This window comes from Streptomyces sp. NPDC056835 (assembly GCF_042789485.1).
Classification (GTDB): domain Bacteria; phylum Actinomycetota; class Actinomycetes; order Streptomycetales; family Streptomycetaceae; genus Streptomyces.
On sequence record NZ_JBHUBB010000026.1, the window covers coordinates 76283 to 96090 of the forward strand.

Annotated in this window: 14 protein-coding genes, 1 tRNA gene, 1 other RNA gene and 2 pseudogenes; 10 read left to right on the top strand and 8 right to left on the bottom strand. The window is 68.2% G+C overall.

The window, feature by feature from the left end; all coding sequences use genetic code 11:
• Nucleotides 1-348 precede the first annotated feature (348 nt).
• From purD to ffs, 3 genes are all read right to left on the bottom strand, one after another.
• Nucleotides 349-1635: a phosphoribosylamine--glycine ligase gene (gene purD / locus ACFRMN_RS27050; RefSeq protein ID WP_383023778.1), complete on the bottom strand. Its 1287-nt coding sequence runs from the start codon at nucleotides 1633-1635 to the stop codon at nucleotides 349-351.
• Nucleotides 1636-1717: 82 nt separating this feature from the next.
• A complete protein-coding gene (locus ACFRMN_RS27055) occupies nucleotides 1718-4036 on the bottom strand; it encodes a DNA polymerase III subunit gamma and tau (RefSeq protein WP_383023781.1) in 2319 nt (772 codons plus the stop codon).
• Nucleotides 4037-4087: 51 nt separating this feature from the next.
• Nucleotides 4088-4186: signal recognition particle sRNA small type (gene ffs / locus ACFRMN_RS27060), an RNA gene on the bottom strand.
• A 72-nt stretch (nucleotides 4187-4258) separates the two neighbouring features.
• On the opposite strand from ffs, the gene ACFRMN_RS27065 reads away from it, so the two are divergent.
• Nucleotides 4259-4346, top strand: a tRNA-Ser gene (locus ACFRMN_RS27065).
• Nucleotides 4347-4452: 106 nt separating this feature from the next.
• On the opposite strand, the gene ACFRMN_RS27070 is transcribed toward ACFRMN_RS27065, so the two are convergent.
• Both ACFRMN_RS27070 and ACFRMN_RS27075 read right to left on the bottom strand, forming a co-directional pair.
• Nucleotides 4453-5196, bottom strand: coding sequence for a hypothetical protein (locus ACFRMN_RS27070; protein ID WP_383023784.1), 744 nt, complete (start codon nucleotides 5194-5196; stop codon nucleotides 4453-4455).
• A complete protein-coding gene (locus ACFRMN_RS27075) occupies nucleotides 5169-5711 on the bottom strand; it encodes a hypothetical protein (protein ID WP_383023787.1) in 543 nt (180 codons plus the stop codon). The genes ACFRMN_RS27070 and ACFRMN_RS27075 overlap by 28 nt, the downstream gene beginning before the upstream one ends.
• 201 nt (nucleotides 5712-5912) lie before the next feature.
• On the opposite strand from ACFRMN_RS27075, the gene ACFRMN_RS27080 reads away from it, so the two are divergent.
• From ACFRMN_RS27080 to ACFRMN_RS27100, 5 genes are all read left to right on the top strand, one after another.
• Complete coding sequence (locus tag ACFRMN_RS27080; protein WP_383023790.1) at nucleotides 5913-6383, top strand: hypothetical protein; 471 nt, start codon at nucleotides 5913-5915, stop codon at nucleotides 6381-6383.
• Nucleotides 6380-7042, top strand: coding sequence for a hypothetical protein (locus tag ACFRMN_RS27085; RefSeq protein ID WP_383023792.1), 663 nt, complete (start codon nucleotides 6380-6382; stop codon nucleotides 7040-7042). The genes ACFRMN_RS27080 and ACFRMN_RS27085 overlap by 4 nt, the downstream gene beginning before the upstream one ends.
• Before the next feature lie 283 nt (nucleotides 7043-7325).
• Complete coding sequence (locus tag ACFRMN_RS27090; RefSeq protein ID WP_383023795.1) at nucleotides 7326-8900, top strand: N-6 DNA methylase; 1575 nt, start codon at nucleotides 7326-7328, stop codon at nucleotides 8898-8900.
• A complete protein-coding gene (locus tag ACFRMN_RS27095; protein ID WP_383023798.1) occupies nucleotides 8893-10071 on the top strand; it encodes a restriction endonuclease subunit S in 1179 nt (392 codons plus the stop codon). The genes ACFRMN_RS27090 and ACFRMN_RS27095 overlap by 8 nt, the downstream gene beginning before the upstream one ends.
• A 22-nt stretch (nucleotides 10072-10093) precedes the next feature.
• Nucleotides 10094-13171: a type I restriction endonuclease subunit R gene (locus tag ACFRMN_RS27100; RefSeq protein ID WP_383023801.1), complete on the top strand. Its 3078-nt coding sequence runs from the start codon at nucleotides 10094-10096 to the stop codon at nucleotides 13169-13171.
• 134 nt (nucleotides 13172-13305) lie between these two features.
• Here ACFRMN_RS27100 and ACFRMN_RS27105 read toward each other — a convergent pair.
• The 3 genes and pseudogenes from ACFRMN_RS27105 to ACFRMN_RS27115 form a co-directional block, all read right to left on the bottom strand.
• Nucleotides 13306-15072 (bottom strand): annotated as a pseudogene (locus ACFRMN_RS27105) (tyrosine-type recombinase/integrase).
• On the bottom strand, nucleotides 15069-15368 hold the full coding sequence (locus tag ACFRMN_RS27110; RefSeq protein WP_383023803.1) for a helix-turn-helix domain-containing protein: 300 nt from the start codon (nucleotides 15366-15368) through the stop codon (nucleotides 15069-15071). The pseudogene ACFRMN_RS27105 and the gene ACFRMN_RS27110 overlap by 4 nt, the downstream one beginning before the upstream one ends.
• Nucleotides 15369-15498: 130 nt before the next feature.
• Nucleotides 15499-16044 (bottom strand): helix-turn-helix transcriptional regulator, encoded by a 546-nt coding sequence (locus ACFRMN_RS27115; RefSeq protein ID WP_383023806.1) that lies wholly within the window; start codon nucleotides 16042-16044, stop codon nucleotides 15499-15501.
• 397 nt (nucleotides 16045-16441) lie between these two features.
• Here ACFRMN_RS27115 and ACFRMN_RS27120 point away from each other — a divergent pair.
• From ACFRMN_RS27120 to mobC, 4 genes and pseudogenes are all read left to right on the top strand, one after another.
• Nucleotides 16442-16642: pseudogene (locus ACFRMN_RS27120) on the top strand (DnaB-like helicase N-terminal domain-containing protein); the annotation flags it as partial.
• 115 nt (nucleotides 16643-16757) lie between these two features.
• Nucleotides 16758-17849 (top strand): AAA family ATPase, encoded by a 1092-nt coding sequence (locus ACFRMN_RS27125; RefSeq protein ID WP_383023809.1) that lies wholly within the window; start codon nucleotides 16758-16760, stop codon nucleotides 17847-17849.
• Nucleotides 17850-18097: 248 nt separating this feature from the next.
• Entirely contained in the window at nucleotides 18098-18943 is an 846-nt protein-coding gene (locus ACFRMN_RS27130; protein WP_383023812.1) for a DUF2637 domain-containing protein, read from the top strand.
• 311 nt (nucleotides 18944-19254) lie between these two features.
• Nucleotides 19255-19806 (top strand): plasmid mobilization relaxosome protein MobC, encoded by a 552-nt coding sequence (gene mobC, locus ACFRMN_RS27135; RefSeq protein ID WP_383023815.1) that lies wholly within the window; start codon nucleotides 19255-19257, stop codon nucleotides 19804-19806.
• The last annotated feature ends 2 nt before the right edge of the window (nucleotides 19807-19808 follow it).

Here is a 19808-nt window from a genome sequence, read left to right on the forward strand (position 1 = left end):
ACTGTGGCACCCGTCACTGACATCGCAATGCCGGTGGGCCAAGTGCCGGAACGCCTGCGCCGCACCCTAGTTGGACGCTGGGGACCCGTCATCCGGATGGCCCAACGGTCACCCGATGGAATGGCTTTGGGTAAAGCTGCTGACGAGAGGGGGTGGGTGGGTGAGGGGTGCGGCGCGGCAGCCCGGGCGGGGGCGCCCGCGAGGGCAGGCGACCGGTCCCGCGGCCGCCCGGTTTCCCGGACGGCGGGCGCTCACGCGGACGGCGGCCGGGTCACGGGGACGGCGGGCACTCACGGGGACGGCGCCCGCTCACGCGGACGGCGCCGCTCACGGGGACGGCGGCCGAGCTCAGGCTCCCGCGGTCTCCGCGGCCTCGGCAGCCTCGGCAGCCTCCGCGGCCTCGCGGGCGATGTCCGTGCGGTGCTGGGAGCCCGCCAGACGGATGCGGCGCAGCGCCGTGTACGCGCGCTCCCTGGCCTGCGTCAGGCTCTTGCCCGTCGCCGTCACCGACAGCACGCGGCCGCCGGCGCTCACGACCGTGTCGCCCTCACGCCGGGTGCCGGCGTGCAGGACGTACGCGTCGGGGGCATCCTGTTCCGCGATCTCCCCCAGACCCTCGATCGGGTCGCCGGTGCGCGGCGTGTCCGGGTAGTTGTGCGAGGCGACGACCACCGTGACCGCCGCGTCGTCGCGCCAGGTCAGCGGGGGCAGCGCGGCGAGGTCTCCCTCCGCCGCCGCCAGCAGGACGCGGGCCAGCGGCGTCTTGAGCCTCGCCAGAACCACCTGCGTCTCCGGGTCGCCGAAGCGCGCGTTGAACTCGATGACCCGCACGCCGCGTCCGGTGATCGCGAGGCCCGCGTACAGCAGCCCCGAGAAGGGCGTACCGCGGCGGTGCAGTTCGTTGACCGTCGGCTGGAGAACGGTCTCCAGGACCTCGTCCACCAGTTTGGGGTCGGCCCACGGGAGCGGCGAGTACGCCCCCATGCCGCCCGTGTTGGGGCCCTCGTCGTTGTCGAGGGCGCGCTTGAAGTCCTGCGCGGGCTGGAGCGGAAGGACCGTCTCGCCGTCGGTGATGGCGAAGAGGGAGACCTCGGGGCCGTCGAGGAACTCCTCGATGACGACACGGTCACAGCCGATCGCGTGCTCGCGCGCCACGGCGAGATCCGCGGTCACGACGACGCCCTTCCCGGCGGCCAGCCCGTCGTCCTTGACGACGTACGGCGGGCCGAAGGCGTCGAGCGCGTCGTCGATCTGCTCGGGGGTGGTGCAGACGTAACTACGGGCCGTCGGAACGTTCGCCGCGGCCATCACATCCTTCGCGAAGGCCTTGGAACCCTCCAGCTCGGCCGCTTCCCGGGACGGGCCGAAGCACGGGATGCCCGCGCCCCGTACGGCGTCGGCGACCCCGGCCACCAGCGGGGCCTCGGGCCCGACGACGACGAGCCCGGCCTCCAGCTCGGTGGCGAGGCGGGCCACGGCCGTACCGTCCAGCGCGTCCACCGGGTGCAGCTCGGCCACTTCGGCGATGCCGGCGTTGCCGGGCGCGCAGTGCAGAGCGGTGACCTCGGGGTCGAGGGAGAGAGAGCGGCACAGGGCGTGTTCGCGGGCGCCGCCGCCGATGACAAGGACCTTCACGAGGGGCAGCCTAGCCCGGACGGGGCGCCGCTCCGTGTGCGGGCCTGGGGCGGGCTTGGACGGGTCGCCGAAAGACGGACCGCTATTCGTTTGTGTATTCCTCCACAACCGTGGCTCCCAGCTCGCGCACGATCAGTTCATGACCGGAGAGCGCGGAGTCGACGAGATCCGGATCGTCCTCCTCCGGAATGTCGTCCTCCGGTGCCACGGGAGGCTTCGCGGGCGCGACGGGTCTGTTGTCCGGCCGGTCCGAGCGGTCGGGTCCGTTCTGGCGGCGCGGCGGCTCGGATCGCGCCGTGCCGGAAGCGGCAGGGGCCTGGGACGCGGGGGCGGGCGACGACTGCGACGCGTGCGCGGGCTGCGCGGGGCGCTGTGCCTGCGGGGCTGCCGGGGCGGCGGCGTTCGAGGCGGAGGGGGCGCCGCCGTAACCGCCACCGCCCCCGTACCCACCGCCGCCGTACCCACCGCCCGAGCCGGGCCCACCGCCGGAGCCGGGCCCCCCGCTGGAGCCGGGCGCGCCTGCACCGCCGGCGCCGCCGTAACCTCCGCCGCCCCCGCCGCCGCTTCCGGTCGCCTGAGGCCCGGCGGTGCCGCCCGACGGGTCGATGATCGCCTCGATCTTCCACTGCACATGGAACTGCTCGGAGAGCGCCTGCTTGAGCACGTCCTCGCTGCCACTGCTCGTGAAGTTGTCGCGGGCGCCCGCGTTGATGAAGCCGACCTGGAGCGTCGTGCCGTCGAACCCCGCGACCTGCGCGTTCTGGCTGAGCAGGATCCAGGTGAAGCGCCGTCGGTTCTTCACGGCCTCCAGGATGTCCGGCCACATGTTCCGTACCTGACCGGCGCCCTGCGTCATACCGGGGGCCGGCGCGGCGGCAGCGGGCTGGGGAGCGGCCGGCGCGGACGTGGGTCCCGGCGCCGCCGCGGCCCCCTGTCCCTGTCCGGGCGCCGACGCGGTGGGCCAACCGCCGGGACGGCGCCCCGGAGCCTCCGGGGCGCCGTCGGCGGAGGGCCAGGCACCGGGCCGCTGCGGCTCGGCGGCGGGAGCGGGGGCCGACGGGGGCGCGGACGGCGGAGCGGCGGGCTCCGGTGCGGCATACGGCACGGCCGGTGAGACGGGCGCGGGCGCTCCGGGCATCGCGGGCGGTACGGGCGCGTGCGCCTCGGGCCCGGGGACGTACCCCGTCGCGGGACCTGGACCCCCGGCCGAGAACGCGGCCCCCGCGACGGAGGCGGCCGCGGCCGCCCCCCGCTCCAGCCGGTCGAGCCGCGCCTGGACCGACCGCTCGTCGTCGAAGGCCGCGGGCAGCAGTACCCGCGCGCAGATCAGCTCCAGCTGAAGCCGGGGCGAGGTGGCCCCGCGCATTTCCGTGAGCCCGGTGTTGACCAGGTCGGCCGCCCGGCTCAGCTCGGCCGCGCCGAAGACCGACGCCTGGGCCTGCATCCGCTCGACGACATCGGCGGGGGCGTCGATCAGCCCCTTCTCCCCGGCATCCGGCACGGCGGCCAGAATGACCAGGTCCCGCAGCCGCTCCAGCAGATCGGCGACGAAGCGCCGAGGGTCGTTTCCGCCCTCGATGACCTGCTCCACGATCTCGAACGCCGCGGCCCCGTCCCCCGCCGCGAACGCGTCCATCACCGAATCGAGCAGCGACCCGTCCGTATAACCGAGCAGGGCCGTCGCCATGGCGTACGTCACACCGTCCTCGGCCGCGCCCGCGAGCAACTGGTCCATGACGGACATCGAGTCACGCACGGACCCGCCACCGGCCCGTACGACCAGCGGCAACACCCCGTCCGCGACCGGGATCCGCTCCTTCCCGCACACCTCGCCGAGATAGTCGCGCAGGGTCCCCGGCGGGACCAGCCGGAACGGATAGTGGTGCGTACGCGACCGGATCGTGCCGATGACCTTCTCGGGCTCGGTGGTCGCGAAGATGAACTTGAGATGCTCCGGCGGCTCCTCGACCACCTTCAGCAGCGCGTTGAAGCCCGCCGAGGTGACCATGTGCGCCTCGTCGATGATGTAGATCTTGTAACGACTGCCCGCGGGCCCGAAGAACGCCTTCTCGCGAAGATCACGGGCATCGTCCACACCACCGTGCGACGCGGCGTCGATCTCGATCACATCGATGGACCCCGGCCCGTTCCTGGCCAGGTCCTTGCAGGACTGGCACTCCCCGCACGGCGTCGGCGTCGGCCCCTGCTCACAGTTCAGACAGCGCGCGAGGATGCGCGCACTGGTCGTCTTCCCACAGCCACGCGGCCCACTGAACAGGTACGCATGATTGACCCGGTTGTTCCGCAGGGCCTGCTGCAGCGGGTCAGTGACATGCTCCTGCCCGATGACCTCGGCGAATGACTCGGGGCGATAACGGCGGTACAGCGCAAGGGACGACACACCTACGACGATATCGGCCCCCTACGACAACGCCCCCCTACCACCACCCCCAACGCAAGCGCCCCCCACGCACCCGCCAGAGCCGACCTACCCTTGCTGCCTTCCGGCCCTGGGGGAGTTCAGTCAGATAGCGCCACGTGAGGGGCTCCGCACACAGTACCCGATCCCGGAGGCCCGGATCGAGTTCGCGAGCACTCCCCGACGTCTTGTATTGTTTGCGGCGGAGGATTCGCCTAGTGGCCTAGGGCGCACGCTTGGAAAGCGTGTTGGGGGCAACCCCTCACGAGTTCGAATCTCGTATCCTCCGCCAGTGCCTCACCGGGCACGATGTCGAAGAGCCCCGCTGTAAGCAGCGGGGCTCTTCGCGTTTCCTGGTCTCAGTTTTGGTCTCAGTTGTCGCTGCTGAGCAACCGTCGCTACCGACCGTTGAGGACCGCGCGGCACACAGCGCAGCACAGGGCTGCGTCACGCCCGTACCGACGCATCAGCTGCCCACACTCGGCGCATGGCCCCAGCTCCCATGGTGGGCAGCCCAGCGCGGCGGAGGCAGCGGCCCGTTCGACGGCAATGATCAGCATCGGCTTCCGGGACCGCTGTGTCGGCATTCTGGGGAGGGTGAAGCCGCCGGTGGGCTGGCCGAGATCGCGGATCGGCCGGGCGTCGCTAACGAACCAGCCTTCCTCACCGGCCCAGCAGGTCCGGTCTATCTCCTGCTCGGCGAAGGTGATCTCGTCGTCCTCCTGCGCTGGGGCATCGAGGAGAAGTTCCTTCTCGCCGATTAGCTCCCGCCACCGCCTGCAGTCAGCCGAGGGCACCCACATGTGCCGTCCGGCCCGGCCGCTGCCGCGGTTGGGGACGTAGACCGGCACGCTCTCCCCCGTAGCGCTCGACAAGACGAGGTCTTCGAGGTGGACCGCCTTCTTCTCCGGCTCGCAGAGCGCAGGCACGAACCAGTCGGAGTGAAGACCGCCACAATGACCGGCGCCGTCGGACAGGAGGCAGTGCCGGTCGCTGCTGGGCACGCACTTCCACACCTGGAGGTAGCGGTAGCCACCGCGGATCACCATCTCCTTGCCGCCGGCGATCTCCCTCCACGGCATGGCGTCGACACGAGCCCAAGGGGCGCGGTCGATCAAGGAGGCTGTGCGGTCCTTGGCCACCCACAGGGCGTGATGTCGTGCTGCACCGCGTTGACCGAGCGGCGGTGCACACTGCTGGGGCTGAGGTGGTGGTACTGGATCTCCCAGCCGATCCGAATGTCCCCAGGGCCTGTGACGAGGGCATCGGTGATGCTCCGTCGGTTCGCCGTGGGCACTTCCGCTTCGGCGTCTAGGCCGCACCGGGAAGCGGTCTCGACGATCCGCTCCTTCGTGGCCTTGTGCGCCTCGCCCTCCGCTGGCGTCGCCTTGTGCGTGATCGGCAGGTGCGAGACGACGAGCGGCCGACGGCCACCGACGCGGCCTCGGCGGATGAACATCCACGGAGACTTCCCGCCGGTCTCCGACAGGCACTCTCGCCCGTCGTGATGCGCCAGGCATTCAAGAAGCTGCGGATCGCGGTCGGCGACGCGTGCAGTGATCTCGCGCAACAGATCGGGACGCCCCGGGTGACCGAGGTCGGGCAGGGACAGATTGATCGCTATGCCATATCCGGTGTGCCACACGCCATTGGCCATCCGTCCACGATAGGAGCGACCACGGACACATCAACAGAGAGCGTGTTCAAGGCCGTTGGCTGTGGGCTGCCAGGCGGCAGCACGCCCGGTTCACCGAACTCGTCATAGGTGTCGGATGGATCACCAGACGTGGACCACAAGCACGCCTGTCAGACCCAGTGGTTACAGTCCTGACCGGAGATGAGGGAGGGGATCGCGCCTGTGGACGGCAGTGACCATTTCGTGCACATCATGACGCAGCTCGCAGAAGAGTTGCCGGATCTCGCTGACCAGCTGAAGCAGGAGGTCCGGCAGGGTCGGGTGGTTTCCGAGCCGCGCCTCAAGCAGGAGGGGGAGTACGAAGCCCGCGCCAGCCGGCTGGCTGAGGCCGAGCTTCCGCCCCTTGGCAAAGCAGACATCGCCGTGCTCCCGTACACCGACGACGAGCGCCTTGGCCTCATCCGCTCATCCCTGCTGACGCTCGCCGAGACCATGCACGCGTCACGCAAGGCCGCCCTGGACATCGCCCGCACGCGGGAGATGGATCTCTCGATCGAGTTCGGCGATCCGGAGCTGGAGGAGATCTCCTACCTCGACCTCAAAGCCGAGACGGAACGCGCCTGGGTCGCCTTGACGATCGTCCGAGAGCTCCTGTCCGAGGAGTCCGACACTTCTGTGGAGGTCATCCAGTGAAAAAGGCCGACCTGGTGGTGGCCATCGAGCAGGCGATCGGCGCTCTGCAGCCCGTGTATCGGAGCAACGCCGACGAGTCCGACCTGTACGAGGCATCCCTGCTCGTCGTATGCCTCGAAGCCGCACGGGCGGCAGGTGGGATGGCACTACTGACTCAGGACGGCAGCAATCCGGCTACTGCCCTGCGTTTCCGCAGGGCTCCCGGAAACCTGTGGTCGGGTGACTTCACCCACGTCCTGGTGAGCTTCCCCGGCACGCAGAAGAGGCTGGAGATCCACCTCGGCGTGTTCGTCGCTGCCACCACCTCGAAGGTGGCGCATGAGTGCGATGTCGCCGTCCTGGATCACCAGGAAGCCGAGCGGAGCCGCCGGGCCATGGTCCACCCCCGAAGCAGGGGGCTCGTCGCCGCGATCGAGGCAAAGCACTACGCCGCCTCACCTGGCCTCGGGATCGGCCGCGGGTTCTTGGGGCTGGCCCAGGAACTGGGCGGGAAGAAGTGCTCGCTGGTCTTCCCGTCACAGAGCTCCACCACACTTGGCGCCTTGATCGCCAAGAAGGACAGCGAGGCGTACCCACAGCTGCTTCCTGGCACGACGGCGGCCGACCGACTGCGCTCAAGGCTCGACCAGGCCATCCGCAACTGGAAGGACCGGCTGTAAGGAAGCCCCCCGCTCAGGGTGCCGGACGAACACGGTGTCCGGCACAGGGCAGAGCGTCCACCGCTGGTCACGTCGTCGGCGTGGGCCTTTTGCCATATTTCGCGGTCCTGGAGAGGGATATCTTTGGTGCCTCGCCCGTACAGGGAACACGGCGCCCCGCGCGGGTTCTCCGACCGAGCACCACCGGCGCGTCCATGCCGGGTGCGCCGGAAATAGGCTGACCAGCAGGAACACCACGGCCTTCGGGTCGCCGCCCTTCGACCAGCAAGGACATCCCCGACTGATGGCAGTGACCCAGCAGGAGATCGAGAACCGTTTGTGGGACGCCGCCGACGAGTTGCGCGTGGCGATGCCCGAAGCGCAGTACGCCTCGGTCGTCTTCCCGCTGATGTTCTGGAAGTACCTGTCGGACACCTGGGAGCACCACCACCAGGAGTTCCTCGCCGAAAACGAGGGCCTCGACGGCCTGTCCGCCGAGGAAGCGCACGAGATCGAATACCGCGACTACCAGTCCTTCGAGATCCCGTTCATCCACCCTGGCACCGTCCAGCAGCGTCGCGCCTCCTGGTCGTCCGTCCTCGCCACCATCGCCCACCCCGACCTCGGCAAGCGGGTCCGTGCCTCCCTGCAGGCCATCGAGACGGCCAACCCTGACAAGTTCTCTCGCTTGTTCGGGTCCATGACCTGGGCCTCCGAAGAGGTGCTGTCGGGAGAGGTTCTGGCGGCGGTCATGCAGGCGATGGACCGCACCCCAAAGATGCACGAGGGCAACATGTCCCACGACGTGCTCGGTGGAGCGTACGAGTATCTGCTGAAGCGGTTCTCCGACGGGTCCGGGACCCGCGCTGGCCAGTTCTTCACCCCGCGTGAGGTCGTCGAGCTGATCGTCGAGATCCTCGACCCCAAGGGCCACGAGTCTGTGTACGACCCGACCTGTGGGTCGGGCGGCATGCTCATCGCCTCTGCGAACCTCCTGAAGGCCCACAGTAGGCGTGGCTACACGCTCAAGCTGCACGGGCAGGAGGCCGTCCCAGACACCGCGGGTGTGGCCCGCATGAACCTCTTCATGCACAACCTGACCCAGTTTCAGGTCGAGGTTGGCGACACTCTGAAGGACCCCCGGTTCAAGAAACCAGACGGCTCGGTCGCGCAGTTCGATGTGATTCTCGCCAACCCTCCCTACAGCCTGAAGTGGAAACCTTGGACGAACGACCCGCGCGCTATCGGCGGTGTCGCGCCGCAATCGTCAGCGGACTGGGCGTTCGTGCAGCACATGATCGCCAGCATGGGACCGGAGAAGGGGCGCGCCGGCGTCGTCTTGCCCCACGGCGTCCTCTTCCGAGGCGGCCAGGAAGCCTCCATCCGCCAACGCGTCCTGGACTATGAACTGCTGGAAGCGGTCATCGGCCTGCCTGCCAATCTCTTCTACAACACCAGCATCCCCACTGCGATCCTGGTGTTCCGTGCAGCCGGCACCAAGGCGCCGGAGCGGCAGGACGGCGTCCTGTTCATCGACGCCTCCGAGCGGTTTACCAAGGCCAAGAATCGCAACATCCTCACCGCCGCCGACATTGCCGACGTCGTGACCGCCTACAACTCGAAATTCGACGCCGACGGCAACCCGGTGGACCCCAACGGAGAAGGCGGACTCCCGGCACGATTCGTCCCGACCACGGAGATTGTGGCGAACGGGTACGACCTCAACATCGGCCGCTACATCAAGCAGGCCGCCGCCGAGCAGGAAGACCTCGGCACCCTCATCGACGCCTACAACATCGCCCGAGCAGAGCGCCAAAAGACTGAGCAGCGCATGCTCGCCCTCCTCGCCGCTGCAGGGATCGAGGGCTTCGATGAGTGACTGGCAGCAGATCAACCTCGGTGACCCACTGACCCGTGTGCGCCGCAAGGTGGCCGTGGAGGATGGCGTCACCTACCCCGCAGTCAGTGTCCAGATGCACGGCCGGGGCCTCGGCGAGAAGGACCCATTCGTAGGCGGTGTCTCGAAATACACGGCGCTGAACACGGTACGAGAGAATGACGTCGTGCTCCGCACGATCACGGCGTTCGAGGCTCCTGCAGGCGTCGCACGGGCGGAGCATGACGGCACCCACGTCTCTGGTGTGTTCATCACCTATGAAGTTGACCATAGAGCTCTCCCCGAGTTCCTCGGGCTGTACTTCCAAACGCCAGTGTTCTGGGACGAGATGCAGAACCGTGCCTCGGGAACTGTCTTGCGCCGCAAGACCATCTCTGACGCTGCGTTCCGTGCCATCCCACTCGCCTTGCCTCCGTTGCCGACCCAGGAACGGATTGTCGAGGTCATCAGCGCAGTGGACGACCAGATCACCGCGCTCGGCGTCGAGGCGACGACGCTGACAGCGGTTCTACGTCGCCGACGAGCCGACCTCATCACCGACGACTCGGTTGAAGCTGTGAGAGCCGAAAACGCCTTCGACTTCTCCACCGGCGTGCGCCGGACACCTGACAGGGCGGCCGGCCCGTACATGACGCCCTACCTCCGTTCCGCGAACGTCGGCTACGGGACGCTCGACCTGTCCGATGTGCTCGAGATGAACTACGACCCAGCGGAGCGCAAGAAGTTCGGTCTCCAGTACGGCGACGTCTTGGTCTCCGAGGGCAGCGCAAGCGCGAATGCCGTCGGGATGCCGGCCATGTGGCGAGACGAGCTGCCAGCGCCCGTCTGCACGCAGATGACCCTGATCCGTCTACGGGCACTGGAAGGGGTCTGTATCCCTGAGTTCGTCTTCCACTGGAGCATGTGGGCCTACGAGTCCAGGGCCTTCCTCGACGTCGCAGGTGGCACCAACATCAAGCACATCAGCGCCAAGCGGTCGAAGGGCATGGCCGTGCGCGTACCGTCACTCGACCGCCAACGCGAGATGGCGATGGAACTTGACGCGATGGAATCTGCGTTGGCGGCGACACGCGCGGAGGCCGCTCGCCTCCGTGAAGTACGGGTGGGGCTGCTGTCGGGGCTGTTGAACCAGAGCATCACCATCGACGTTTAGTCCGACTAGGGGGGTCCAAGGCGTGGCGAAGGGTATTCGGGAGCGCGAGTTCCAGAACCAGATGATCCAGTGGTCTTTGCCGATGGGTTGGGAGTACACCGCCGGGCGGGCGCTGCCGCGGGAGACCATCCAGACGGTGGTCGTCTCCCACTTGCGTGACGCCATCGTCAGGCTGAACCCCGGGGTGATCAACGAGTTTGACCTCGACGTGGTGGTCGAGGAAGTCGTGGCCACGGTCACCGCCGTCGAAGGCGGACTGGTCCGGGCCAACGAGCAGGTGCTGCGTTTGTTGCGCGGGCGGAAGGAGTTCCGGGACAACGACGGTGTGTGGCACACGTTGAAGTTGATCGACTACGAGACACTGACCACCAACACGTTGGTCGTCTCGGACGAGGTGACAATCAGCGTGCCGGGTAAGACCTCCCGGCGGTTCGACCTCGTCTACTGGATCAACGGCCTGCCCCTGGTCGTGGTCGAGGTGAAGTCCCCGACCTCGAAGTCCGCGTGGGCGGACGCGGCCCGCGAGATCAACGACGTGTACGCCACCGAGTATCCCTGGTTCTTCACGCCTAACGTTTTCGCCGTCGCCACGGACGGGCTAAAGCTGCGGTTCGGCGCCGCTGGCGCGCCCACGAACCTGTGGCAACCGTTCCGGTCAACCGACGACGACGAGAACCTGTCCGGATACGCCGACGTCAAGCGCTCCGTCGAGTTGTTGATGAACCCGGCCACGGTCCTGGACATGCTCGCCAACTTCGCCCTCTTCGACACCGCCGGGGGCGGGACCGACAAGAAGTACCTGCCGCGCTATCCGCAGATGGAAGCTGCGCACTTGATCCACGAGCGCGTCCTGCAGGGCGGCTCGAAGGGCCTAGTCTGGCACCACCAGGGCTCCGGAAAGACCCTGCTGATGGTGTTCGCCGCCGCGCTGCTACTGGCCGATACCCGTACCGAGTCGCCCACGATCATCCTGCTCTCGGACCGGAATCACCTCGTCCGGCAGACCTCAGGGGTTTTCACCTCCGCCATGGGGAACGCGTACTTCCACAAGCCTTCGAACAGCCAAAAGCTGCGGTCCCTGCTGGCCGACGACGTGCGTGGTGTCATCTCCACGACCGTCCACAAGTTCGCCGAGGCCGGCAAGAACCTGTCGGTCCGGAGCAACATCATCGTGCTCGTAGACGAGGCACACCGCACCCAGTCCTCCGATGAAAAGTCCCTGGCCGGGCAGATGCGCGCAGCTCTGCCCAATGCGAGGTTCTTCGGCATGACCGGCACCCCTATCAGGAACCTCGCCACCGACACCTTCGACCTCTTCGGAGAAGAGGCCGACCCGGGCAGGGTGCTGCACCGGTATTCGGTATCCCGCTCGCTGCTGGACGAGGCGACCGTCCCGGTCATATTGCACCCGCACCCGGTCTCGTTCGAGATGGACGACCAGGCGTTGCAGGCCGAGTTCGACGAGTTCGCCGACGACTTCGACCTTGACGACCCTGACCGCGAGGCCCTGTCCCGTAAGTTCGGACGCCTTACCTCGGTGTTCGCCAACCCTGACCGTATCCACACGGTCTGCCAGCACATCGTGGACCACTACTTGGCCGGCGCCTATCGCAACGGCCTCAAGGCGCAGGTCGTCGCTTACAACCGTGAGCTGGCTGTGGCGTACACGGACAAGATCAACGAGCTGCTTGCCGGCTTCGAGGCATCTCAGGTGCTCGGCGAGGTCGGGAAGCACCAGCGGATCGCTGCAGAGGTGAACATCTCCGTCTCGGACTCCAAGACCGAAGACGTTGACATGAAGCCGTACCAGCTCTCGGAGACCGAGGAAGAGGAGCAAAAGCGGCGGTTCCTCAGCCCAGACGATCCTCTGTGCTTCCTAGTGGTGACCGCGAAGCTGATGACCGGGTTCGACGCTCCCAACGAGGGAGTCCTCTACCTGGACAAGCCACTGAAGGCCCACAACCTGTTCCAGACGATCACTCGCCCGAACCGCACCTGGGTATCACCGACCGGTTTCGTGAAGACCTCCGGCGTGGTCGTGGACTACATCGGCCTGGCCGAAGAAGTCCAACGGGCCGTCGTCGACCCCACCGCGGCTGCGCCCAGCAAGGGAGGCGGGTTCGTCACCGACCTGGCCGAACTGGTCGCCGAATTCCGCACCGCCTTCGCCCGCATCGAAGACCTCCTCGCGGACGTGGACGGCGTCGACCTGACGGTCCACGGATACCAGTCCGTCCGAGCCATCAACATCTTCCTGGACGCCAACCCCGACGCCGCCGAGGTATTCAGCAAGGACTACCGGCTCCTGGCCCGCCTGTACCCGTTCATCAACACCGACAAGCGGGTCGCCAAGTACAGCGACGGCTTCGGACTGTTCGGGTCCGTGTACACGACCCTGTTCAAGAAGTCCTCCGACGAGGAGAGGAAGGAACGGCTGACCGAGCTGGGGCCGATGGTCCTGGAGATCATCAACGCCCACGTCCACTCCTTCTCCGTGGTCGCCTCCCAGGAGGAAACCCTCGTCCTGGACGCCAAGGGCATCACCGTCCTCAAGGAGCTGCTGGCGCTCGTCCGCCCCAAGACCGACAAAAATGACGGCGCGGACACGTCACCGCCGTCAGCAGCGGAAATCCTGGACCACATCAAGGCTGCCCTCGACAAGGGCGTCGAACCGGGGTCCGCGAAGTACACCGCCCTCGCGGAGCGCATCAAGCAGCTGCGGGACCGGATCATCCAGAATGCCCAGGACGCACTGGACTTCCTGTCCGAAGCGCTTCGGGTGGCCCGGGCCATCGTCAACGCCGAAAAGCACCCCGACGAAGCCGTCGTCGTCCTGGACGACGACCACATCGGTGTCCTGTCGCGGATAATCCACGACCACGCACCTGCCGGCCTCACCATCACGGAGCGGAACCTGGCCGAGGAAATCGACCAGGTAGTCACCCGCACCCTCGCTCGGGCATGGGACAACGCCGACGCGCGCGACCGAGGCGCCCGCCGCGCCACCGCTGCGGTCTTCCGCCGATACGCACTCAAGCCGGTAGGAGAGCCGTACGACTCCACCGTCGCCTACATCGAAGCCCACTACCTCGTCGACTGACGAATGCGCGGAGGCCCGGCAACCCGTGGCGGTTGCCGGGCCTCGTCGCTCTGTGCAGACCCTGGCCCATCCCCAGATGCACACCTGACTGGTGATCCAGTGCGGTTCTCCCCTGGTAGGTAGTGCTCCAGGCACTACCACTCGTCGGTGTCGCCGTACTTCCATGGGTTCCGGGCGCGGTCCACAGCCTGTGCGCAAGCCTCGGTAAAGGCCACCTCGACCGCCGCCTTGTCCGTGCCACGCACTAGGGCCTCGACCTCCTGGCCTGAGCCGGGGCGCCGGATCGTGCGCCAAGCCGAGGCGCGGTCGGTGTAGCGGTCGGTCTCGAAGTCCCAAGCCGGCAACGACCACTGGTCAGGTAGTCCGGTCGCCGCGCGGTCGCCACCGGGAAGGAACAGAGCTCGGGCGTGAAAGACCACAGCCCGCTCCGGCACGCGGTCGCGGATGGCGCTCGCGCCGCCGGGGCCCTGGCGTTCCCAGCGCCAGCGGTCCCATTCCTCGACCTCAGCGGTGCGGTCGGGCCAGTCCTCGCTCCACCGTGTGACGACCTCGTGGGCGTGATCGCGGTGAAGGAAGGGAACCCATCGCTCTCCGAGGCGGGCGACATAGACCAGCAGCTCGGCGGGGACGGGGCTCTGGCCGGCCTCCGGCGTGGCACTTCCCCCTTCCTGGAGCGTGCCCCACAGGAGGCCGCCGACCTTGGCGGCAGTGTCCTTTAGAACGCGGCTGGTCAGGTGCTGGTAACGGCGGCGCATCCGGGCGGACTTGCCGGGTTCCCAGCCCATGATGGAGTCGACGACCGCGTCTGAGACGCCGAGGATGAGCAGGACCGTCGCCGCGGTATGACGAGCGTCGTGAAGGCGGGCGTCGCGGACGCCGGCGGCCTTCAGCAGTTCCTTCCACTTGTGGTAGTCGGTGTTCGGATTCAGGGGCTCGCCGGTGGGTGAGGTAAACACGTACCCCTTCTCCGTCCACAGGTCACGAGCCCGGACTCGCTCGCGGGCCTGCTCCTCGCGATGCTGCCGAAGAAGCTGAAGCAGCTCCTCAGGGGCGCCGATAGGCCGCTGCCCGGCGCGTGACTTCACGCTCTTGGTCTCGCGTCGGACGTTGATCTTCTGCGGGCAGAAGCCAGGCTTGCGCCCGCAGCGGTTGCCGCAGCCGTGCTCTTAGCGGGGCCGCAGGCGGCCTCGTCGGACGCGGATGACTCCGAGTTCGAAGTCGACGTCGGTCCACTGCATGCCGAGGACCTCGCCCTGCCGGAGACCGAGCGCCAGGGCAATGACCCAGCGGGCCGCATTGCGGTGCTTCCCGGCCTCCGCCAGGAGGCGCTGGACCTCCTCGACCGAGTACGGCTCGACTTCGTCCTCTTCGAGGCGCGGGGCCTTCGCGATCGTCGCCGGATTCCGGATGGCGTGCCCCCGTCGCACGGCCTCGTTGAGAGCGGCACGGAGGGTGCGGTGCACCTGGTGGGCGGTACCGGCGGCACTGCCGGTCTCCTGCATCTTCTTGTAGAAGCGCTCCAGGTGCTCCGGCTCCAGCTTCTCCAGGCGGTGGGCGCCCAGGCCGGGGATGAGGTGGTGGTTCACCGCGACGCGGTAGCCGTCGATGGTGTTCTCGGAGACGTTCGGCGCTGCGATGTTCTCGACCCAGTGGGTGAGCCAGGTCGCGAGCGTCCAGCTCTGGCCCGGCTTGCGCACCGCGCCCTTGTCCCGCTGCCGCTCCAATTCCCTGACGGTCCTGGTGACCTCCGCACGGGTCTTGCGGTTGACGTGGCGCCGGTCCGGCGTGCCGTCGTCCTTGACGCCGACGGTGACGCGGCCGTGCCAGCGGCCGTCCTTGCCGAGATAGACGGAGGAGGCGCCGTTGGGCTGACGGCTCTTCGCCGTCCCACCCCCGGTCATGCCGCGGCCCCGAAGTCGCCGGCCGTGAGGCGCCGGGCAAGGAAGTCGTTCACCGCCTCCGCTGGGATCCGACGCAAGCTGCCGATCTTCACCGAAGCGATCTCGCCGGAGGTGACGTACTCGTACAGCTTCGTGCGGCCGATGCCGATGCGCCGCGCGGCTTCGGCGACGGTGAGGGCGACGAGGGTGGTGTCGCCTTCGGCTGGACGCCGTTCGGACAGCAGGTTCCGCAGGTCGGCCTCGGGGACGTCCAGCAGGTCCGCTATCTGGGCAAGCGGCAGTTCGGTTCGGGGCAAGGGAGGTCCTCTCCTGGCAGGTCACGGGACGGCGAATCCCGATGGGCCGGCAAGTCGTTCAGGGATGGGCGTGAAGAGAAGGAGCCGAGGATGGCGAGACCCACGCTGTTCGTAGCAGCGAGGGGCCGAGTCAGCTCTGTTCGGTTGGCGTGTCCATGCGCTCGCCAAGGAAGCTGCGGAGTTGCGTCGGGGCTCCGCGGTGGTGGTGGAACTCGCCGTTGGAGGCGATGGTCAGCTCGTGGGTCAGCAGGGTCTTGACCATGTCTTCCTGGTTCGGATTGGCGTCCGTGTACGCCGCGAGTTCGTCCTGGATCCGGCGCATGTCCTTGCCCAGGGCCCGCCATTCCTTCCATCTCGCGACGTACTCGCCGACGAGACGACGGACCAGCGGGTTGGCGAGCTGGCCAGGCGGGCTGGTCAGGTCGTCGAAGGTCAGGTCGAAGACCTTGCAGAAGCCAAGTGCCTCATCGAGGTTGACCCGCCGTCGGGGCTTGCCGCTCTCGATGCGCCAGATCGCGGACTGGTTGACCGGGTGGCCGGCGTCGGCCATTCGCTCGGCGAGCGTGACCGTGCTCCATCCGCGCGCCTCGCGTTCGAGTTTGATGCGCTCCGCGACATGATCCTCGGCCGGCGGCCGGTCCGGACCCGCGCGGGAGGCGCCTTCGTCACCGCTCATCACTGCACCTCCTCACCAGGCCCGACGGACAGCCGGGGCGATGGTGAAAACTAAACACCATTGCGGAGCAGAATGCAACCGTTGCGCTTCCGAAAAGATCAAGTACTGTGGTCGTCCACCCCCGAACAGGGGTGAACGCAAAAAGCCCCCGGTGCTACGAACACCGGGGGCCAAGCACGAACTCTCGTAACCGCCCATCCCTGAACGATTGACCCGCGTGGCCTGGGATTCGCCGTCCCGTACGGCCCGCAAGTCGAGGAGCTCAATGTCCAGTATTGACGAACCCCGGCCGAACGCGCCACACCTCACGGCAACCGGCCGCCGGCCCACACCGAGCGACCTCACCGCGGTCCCGCCACACGACGTGGACGCCGAATCCGCCGTGCTGGGGGCTTGCATGCACGAGGCGGCGGTGATCGACGAGGTACGCCAACTTCTCGACGCAGCCGACTTCTTCTACCGCCCCGCGCACGAGACGGTCTGGCGCACGATCCTGGCTCTGCACGGCGAGGACAAGCCGACCGACCCCGTCGTCCTGTCGCACCAGCTGCGGGCACAGGACGACCTGGAGCGGGTCGGGGGTGTGGTGTACGTCCACCAGCTCGCCGACGCCGTGCCCTCGGTCAGCAGCGCCATCTACTACGCGGGCATCGTGCACAGGATGGCCGACCTGCGGCGCTTGTGCCTCCGGCATCCGGACCGCCCAGCGGACGATGGAGCCGGGCGCCGATCCGGACGCCATCCGCAGCGAGGTGGAGTCCGAGGTCCGGACCGAGCGCGAGCGTGCACTCGCCTCGGGACGGGGCCGGCTCTCCCGGTTCGTCACCGATGGATGGCGCTTCGTCACCGAGACCGGCACCGACACCGAGCCCCTGTGGGGCACTCGGGAACAGACGGCGTGGTCGTCGGGCGAGAGCCTGATGATCGTCGGTGCGCCCGGCGTCGGGAAGACCACACTGGCCCACCAGTTGATCCTCGCCCGCCTGGGCCTGGCGGACAGCGTCTTGGACATGCCGGTCGCACCGAGTCGGCGGGTGCTGTACCTGGCGCTGGACCGGTACAAGCAGATCGCCCGAGCCATGGCACGCGGCGTAGAGCCCGAGCATGAGCAGCGCCTGCGCGACGGGCTCGCCGTCTGGCAGGGGCCTCTGCCCGCCACTCTGGACAAGGAGCCCGACCTCCTCGCCGACCTCGCCGCCGCCCACCAGGCCGACACCATCGTGATCGACAGCCTCAAGGACGCGGTGAGCACACTGGTCGACGACGCCCTCGGTGTCGCCTACAACAACGCCCGCCAGCGAGCCATCCGCAACGGCGTCGAGATCATGGAACTCCACCACCAACGCAAGGCCACCGAGGGCGCACCACGCGCCCAGAAGCCCACCCTGGACCGCGTCTACGGCTCCACCTGGATCACCTCCGGCGCGGGCAGCGTCCTCTTCGTCTCCGGAGAAGCGGGCGACCTCGCCGTCACCCTGCACCACCTCAAAACCCCCACCGGCGAGATCGGCCCCCTCCAGGTCATCCACGACCACGAACGCGGCACCTCGACGCTCGACCCCGCCCTCAACCCGGTCGCCATCCTGCGCCAGGGCCCCGACGGCCTGACCGTGCGCGAACTCGCCATGATCCAGAGCGGCCAGAACAACCCGGAACGCTCGGCCACCGAGAAAGCCAGGCGCACACTGGACCGCCTCGTCAGGGCCGGACTCGCGGACAAGGCCGAAGGAACAGCCGGCGGCACCGGAGGCGGCCAGCAGGCCCGCTACCGCGCCTCCGTCCGCCACATCGGCGCCGTCTCCTGACACCACCGCCGAACGCCGGGACCGTACACGAGGGCGTACACGCTCCCCTCCCCCGCAAACCGGCACACGCCACACCGCAGGCGTACACGCCAAGCGTAAAACCCCAGGTCAGACGATCACGCGATCGTTCACGCCGTACACGCGCCCCAGCGTTCACGCGTGAGCCCCCCTTTAGAAGGGGGCTCGCGTGTACGCCCCCTGCGTGAACGCCGTGATCGCCTCCGCAGAACCACCCCCGGAGAACCCGCATGACCACACCCGCCACACCCCGCCAGGCCAGCCGACGGAATCACCCCACGCCCCGTGCCCAGCGCGCTCAGGACGCGAGGCAACAAGCAACGCGCCCGCACGCTGCCGAGCGGTACGCCCTCGTCGCGGCCGGAACCGTCATCATCGCCCTCACCGCCGGGGGATTCTGGCTGTCCTACGCACACCTCGCCCAGGTTGCCGGACAGCATGGGCTGGGAAGTTCCCCCGTGCGGCAATGGGCCTGGCCTGCGACTTTGGACGCGTTCATCGTCGCGGGTGAGCTACTGATGCTCCGCGCCGGGCTACGCCGAGTGACCGACTGGTGGGCCATCGCTATGACCGCCACCGGATCGGTCGGCTCCATCGCACTCAACGTGGCCGGGGTCAACGGCACGGGCAATGCAGCCACTGTGCCTCCGCTCGACTACGTGGTTGCCGCAGTCCCCCCGACCGCCGCCCTGCTGGCCTTCGGCGTGCTGATGCGGCAGATCCACCAACTGATCGACCGGCCCCTCGACCACCCTGCCGGCGATTCCGCCGAGACACTGGAACCACACGCCACACCATCCGCTCGCTCCACCACACACCAGTCGGCCACTTCCGCCAGGAAGCAGCCGCCGCACCCAGCTTCCGAGAGCCAACCCCATGGTGGCCGCCCGCCCAGCGCAGCAGTCGAGGAACTGGTGGAGATCGGACGGATCGCTATGGCCGAGAAGCGGAAACTCACTCGGGCCATCGTCCAACAGGCCATACACGACAAGGGACATACGGTCAGCGGCCAACGGCTGACCGAGGTCATGAACGTCCTTCGGTCGGAATACGAAGCCGATCCGGCCACCACCTGACCGCCCACCAGCCGGTGGCCGGAACTCATCCGGCCACCGGCCACGCGATCCCAGCTTCGCCACCCGGTCACTTCTCCACGCCCGTGGCCGGGACGTTGGCCCCACCAGCCCGCCCACTCTTCTCCGGAGAACCACCCATGGCCCACGACCCGCACCAAGCCGAGGACACTCTCGACCAGCCACAGCCGCTGACGAAGTCACCTACGCTGAAGGAGCGTTTGCAGCGGGCGTTCGGACGGGCGGCTCCTGGCGGAGCCAGTAGTACCCCGAGTCCGACTCATGGCCGGTCTTCGGGGGTCTCCGCCCCGGGGGTGGCGGAGACGGCCCAGCGCCAGGGGGCGCCGGACCGGGAAGCCGGGGCCGAGAGCGGCCCCGACCCGGACGCACTCCACGCCGCCCAGCAGCAGATCCTGCGACCCGCCCGCGAAGCCCAGCCCGCCGCCGGCGAGCCGACGGTGCACAGTGTCCAGCTCACGATCCGCCGCTTCACCGGCGACAAACGCACCGTCCGCGTTGGCCCCCTGCGCTTCACCGACACCGAGCACGTCCCCCTGCGGGAGGCCGCCGCAGAGCACGGCTACAAGGGCGAGTCCGGCTTCGCCGCCGACGTAGTCCTCGCCTTCGTCGACGGGCGGTTCACTGCGAATCTCCCGCTGTCCGAGGACCGTCGCCGCACGCACGAATTCCGCTCACAGGTGCTGCGCCACCTCAACCGCATAGGCGTCAACGTCAACCAGATCGCCCGCGCCCTCAACAGCGACCTCACCCCACCGGACATCCGCCGAAACCTCGCCGAGCTGCATCACCTGCTGGAGCTCATAGCCGAGGCCCTGTGCGAGCCCGCCGACCTGCGGGAGGTCTGACC

Coding starts and splice junctions, on each gene's coding strand:
- ACFRMN_RS27115 (WP_383023806.1), bottom strand. CDS start 16,044: ATGAGCGGTGACGAAGGCGCCTCCCGCGCGGGTCCGGACCGGCCGCCG.
- ACFRMN_RS27130 (WP_383023812.1), top strand. CDS start 18,098: ATGACCACACCCGCCACACCCCGCCAGGCCAGCCGACGGAATCACCCC.
- ACFRMN_RS27095 (WP_383023798.1), top strand. CDS start 8,893: ATGAGTGACTGGCAGCAGATCAACCTCGGTGACCCACTGACCCGTGTG.
- ACFRMN_RS27125 (WP_383023809.1), top strand. CDS start 16,758: ATGGAGCCGGGCGCCGATCCGGACGCCATCCGCAGCGAGGTGGAGTCC.
- ACFRMN_RS27090 (WP_383023795.1), top strand. CDS start 7,326: ATGGCAGTGACCCAGCAGGAGATCGAGAACCGTTTGTGGGACGCCGCC.
- ACFRMN_RS27075 (WP_383023787.1), bottom strand. CDS start 5,711: ATGGCCAATGGCGTGTGGCACACCGGATATGGCATAGCGATCAATCTG.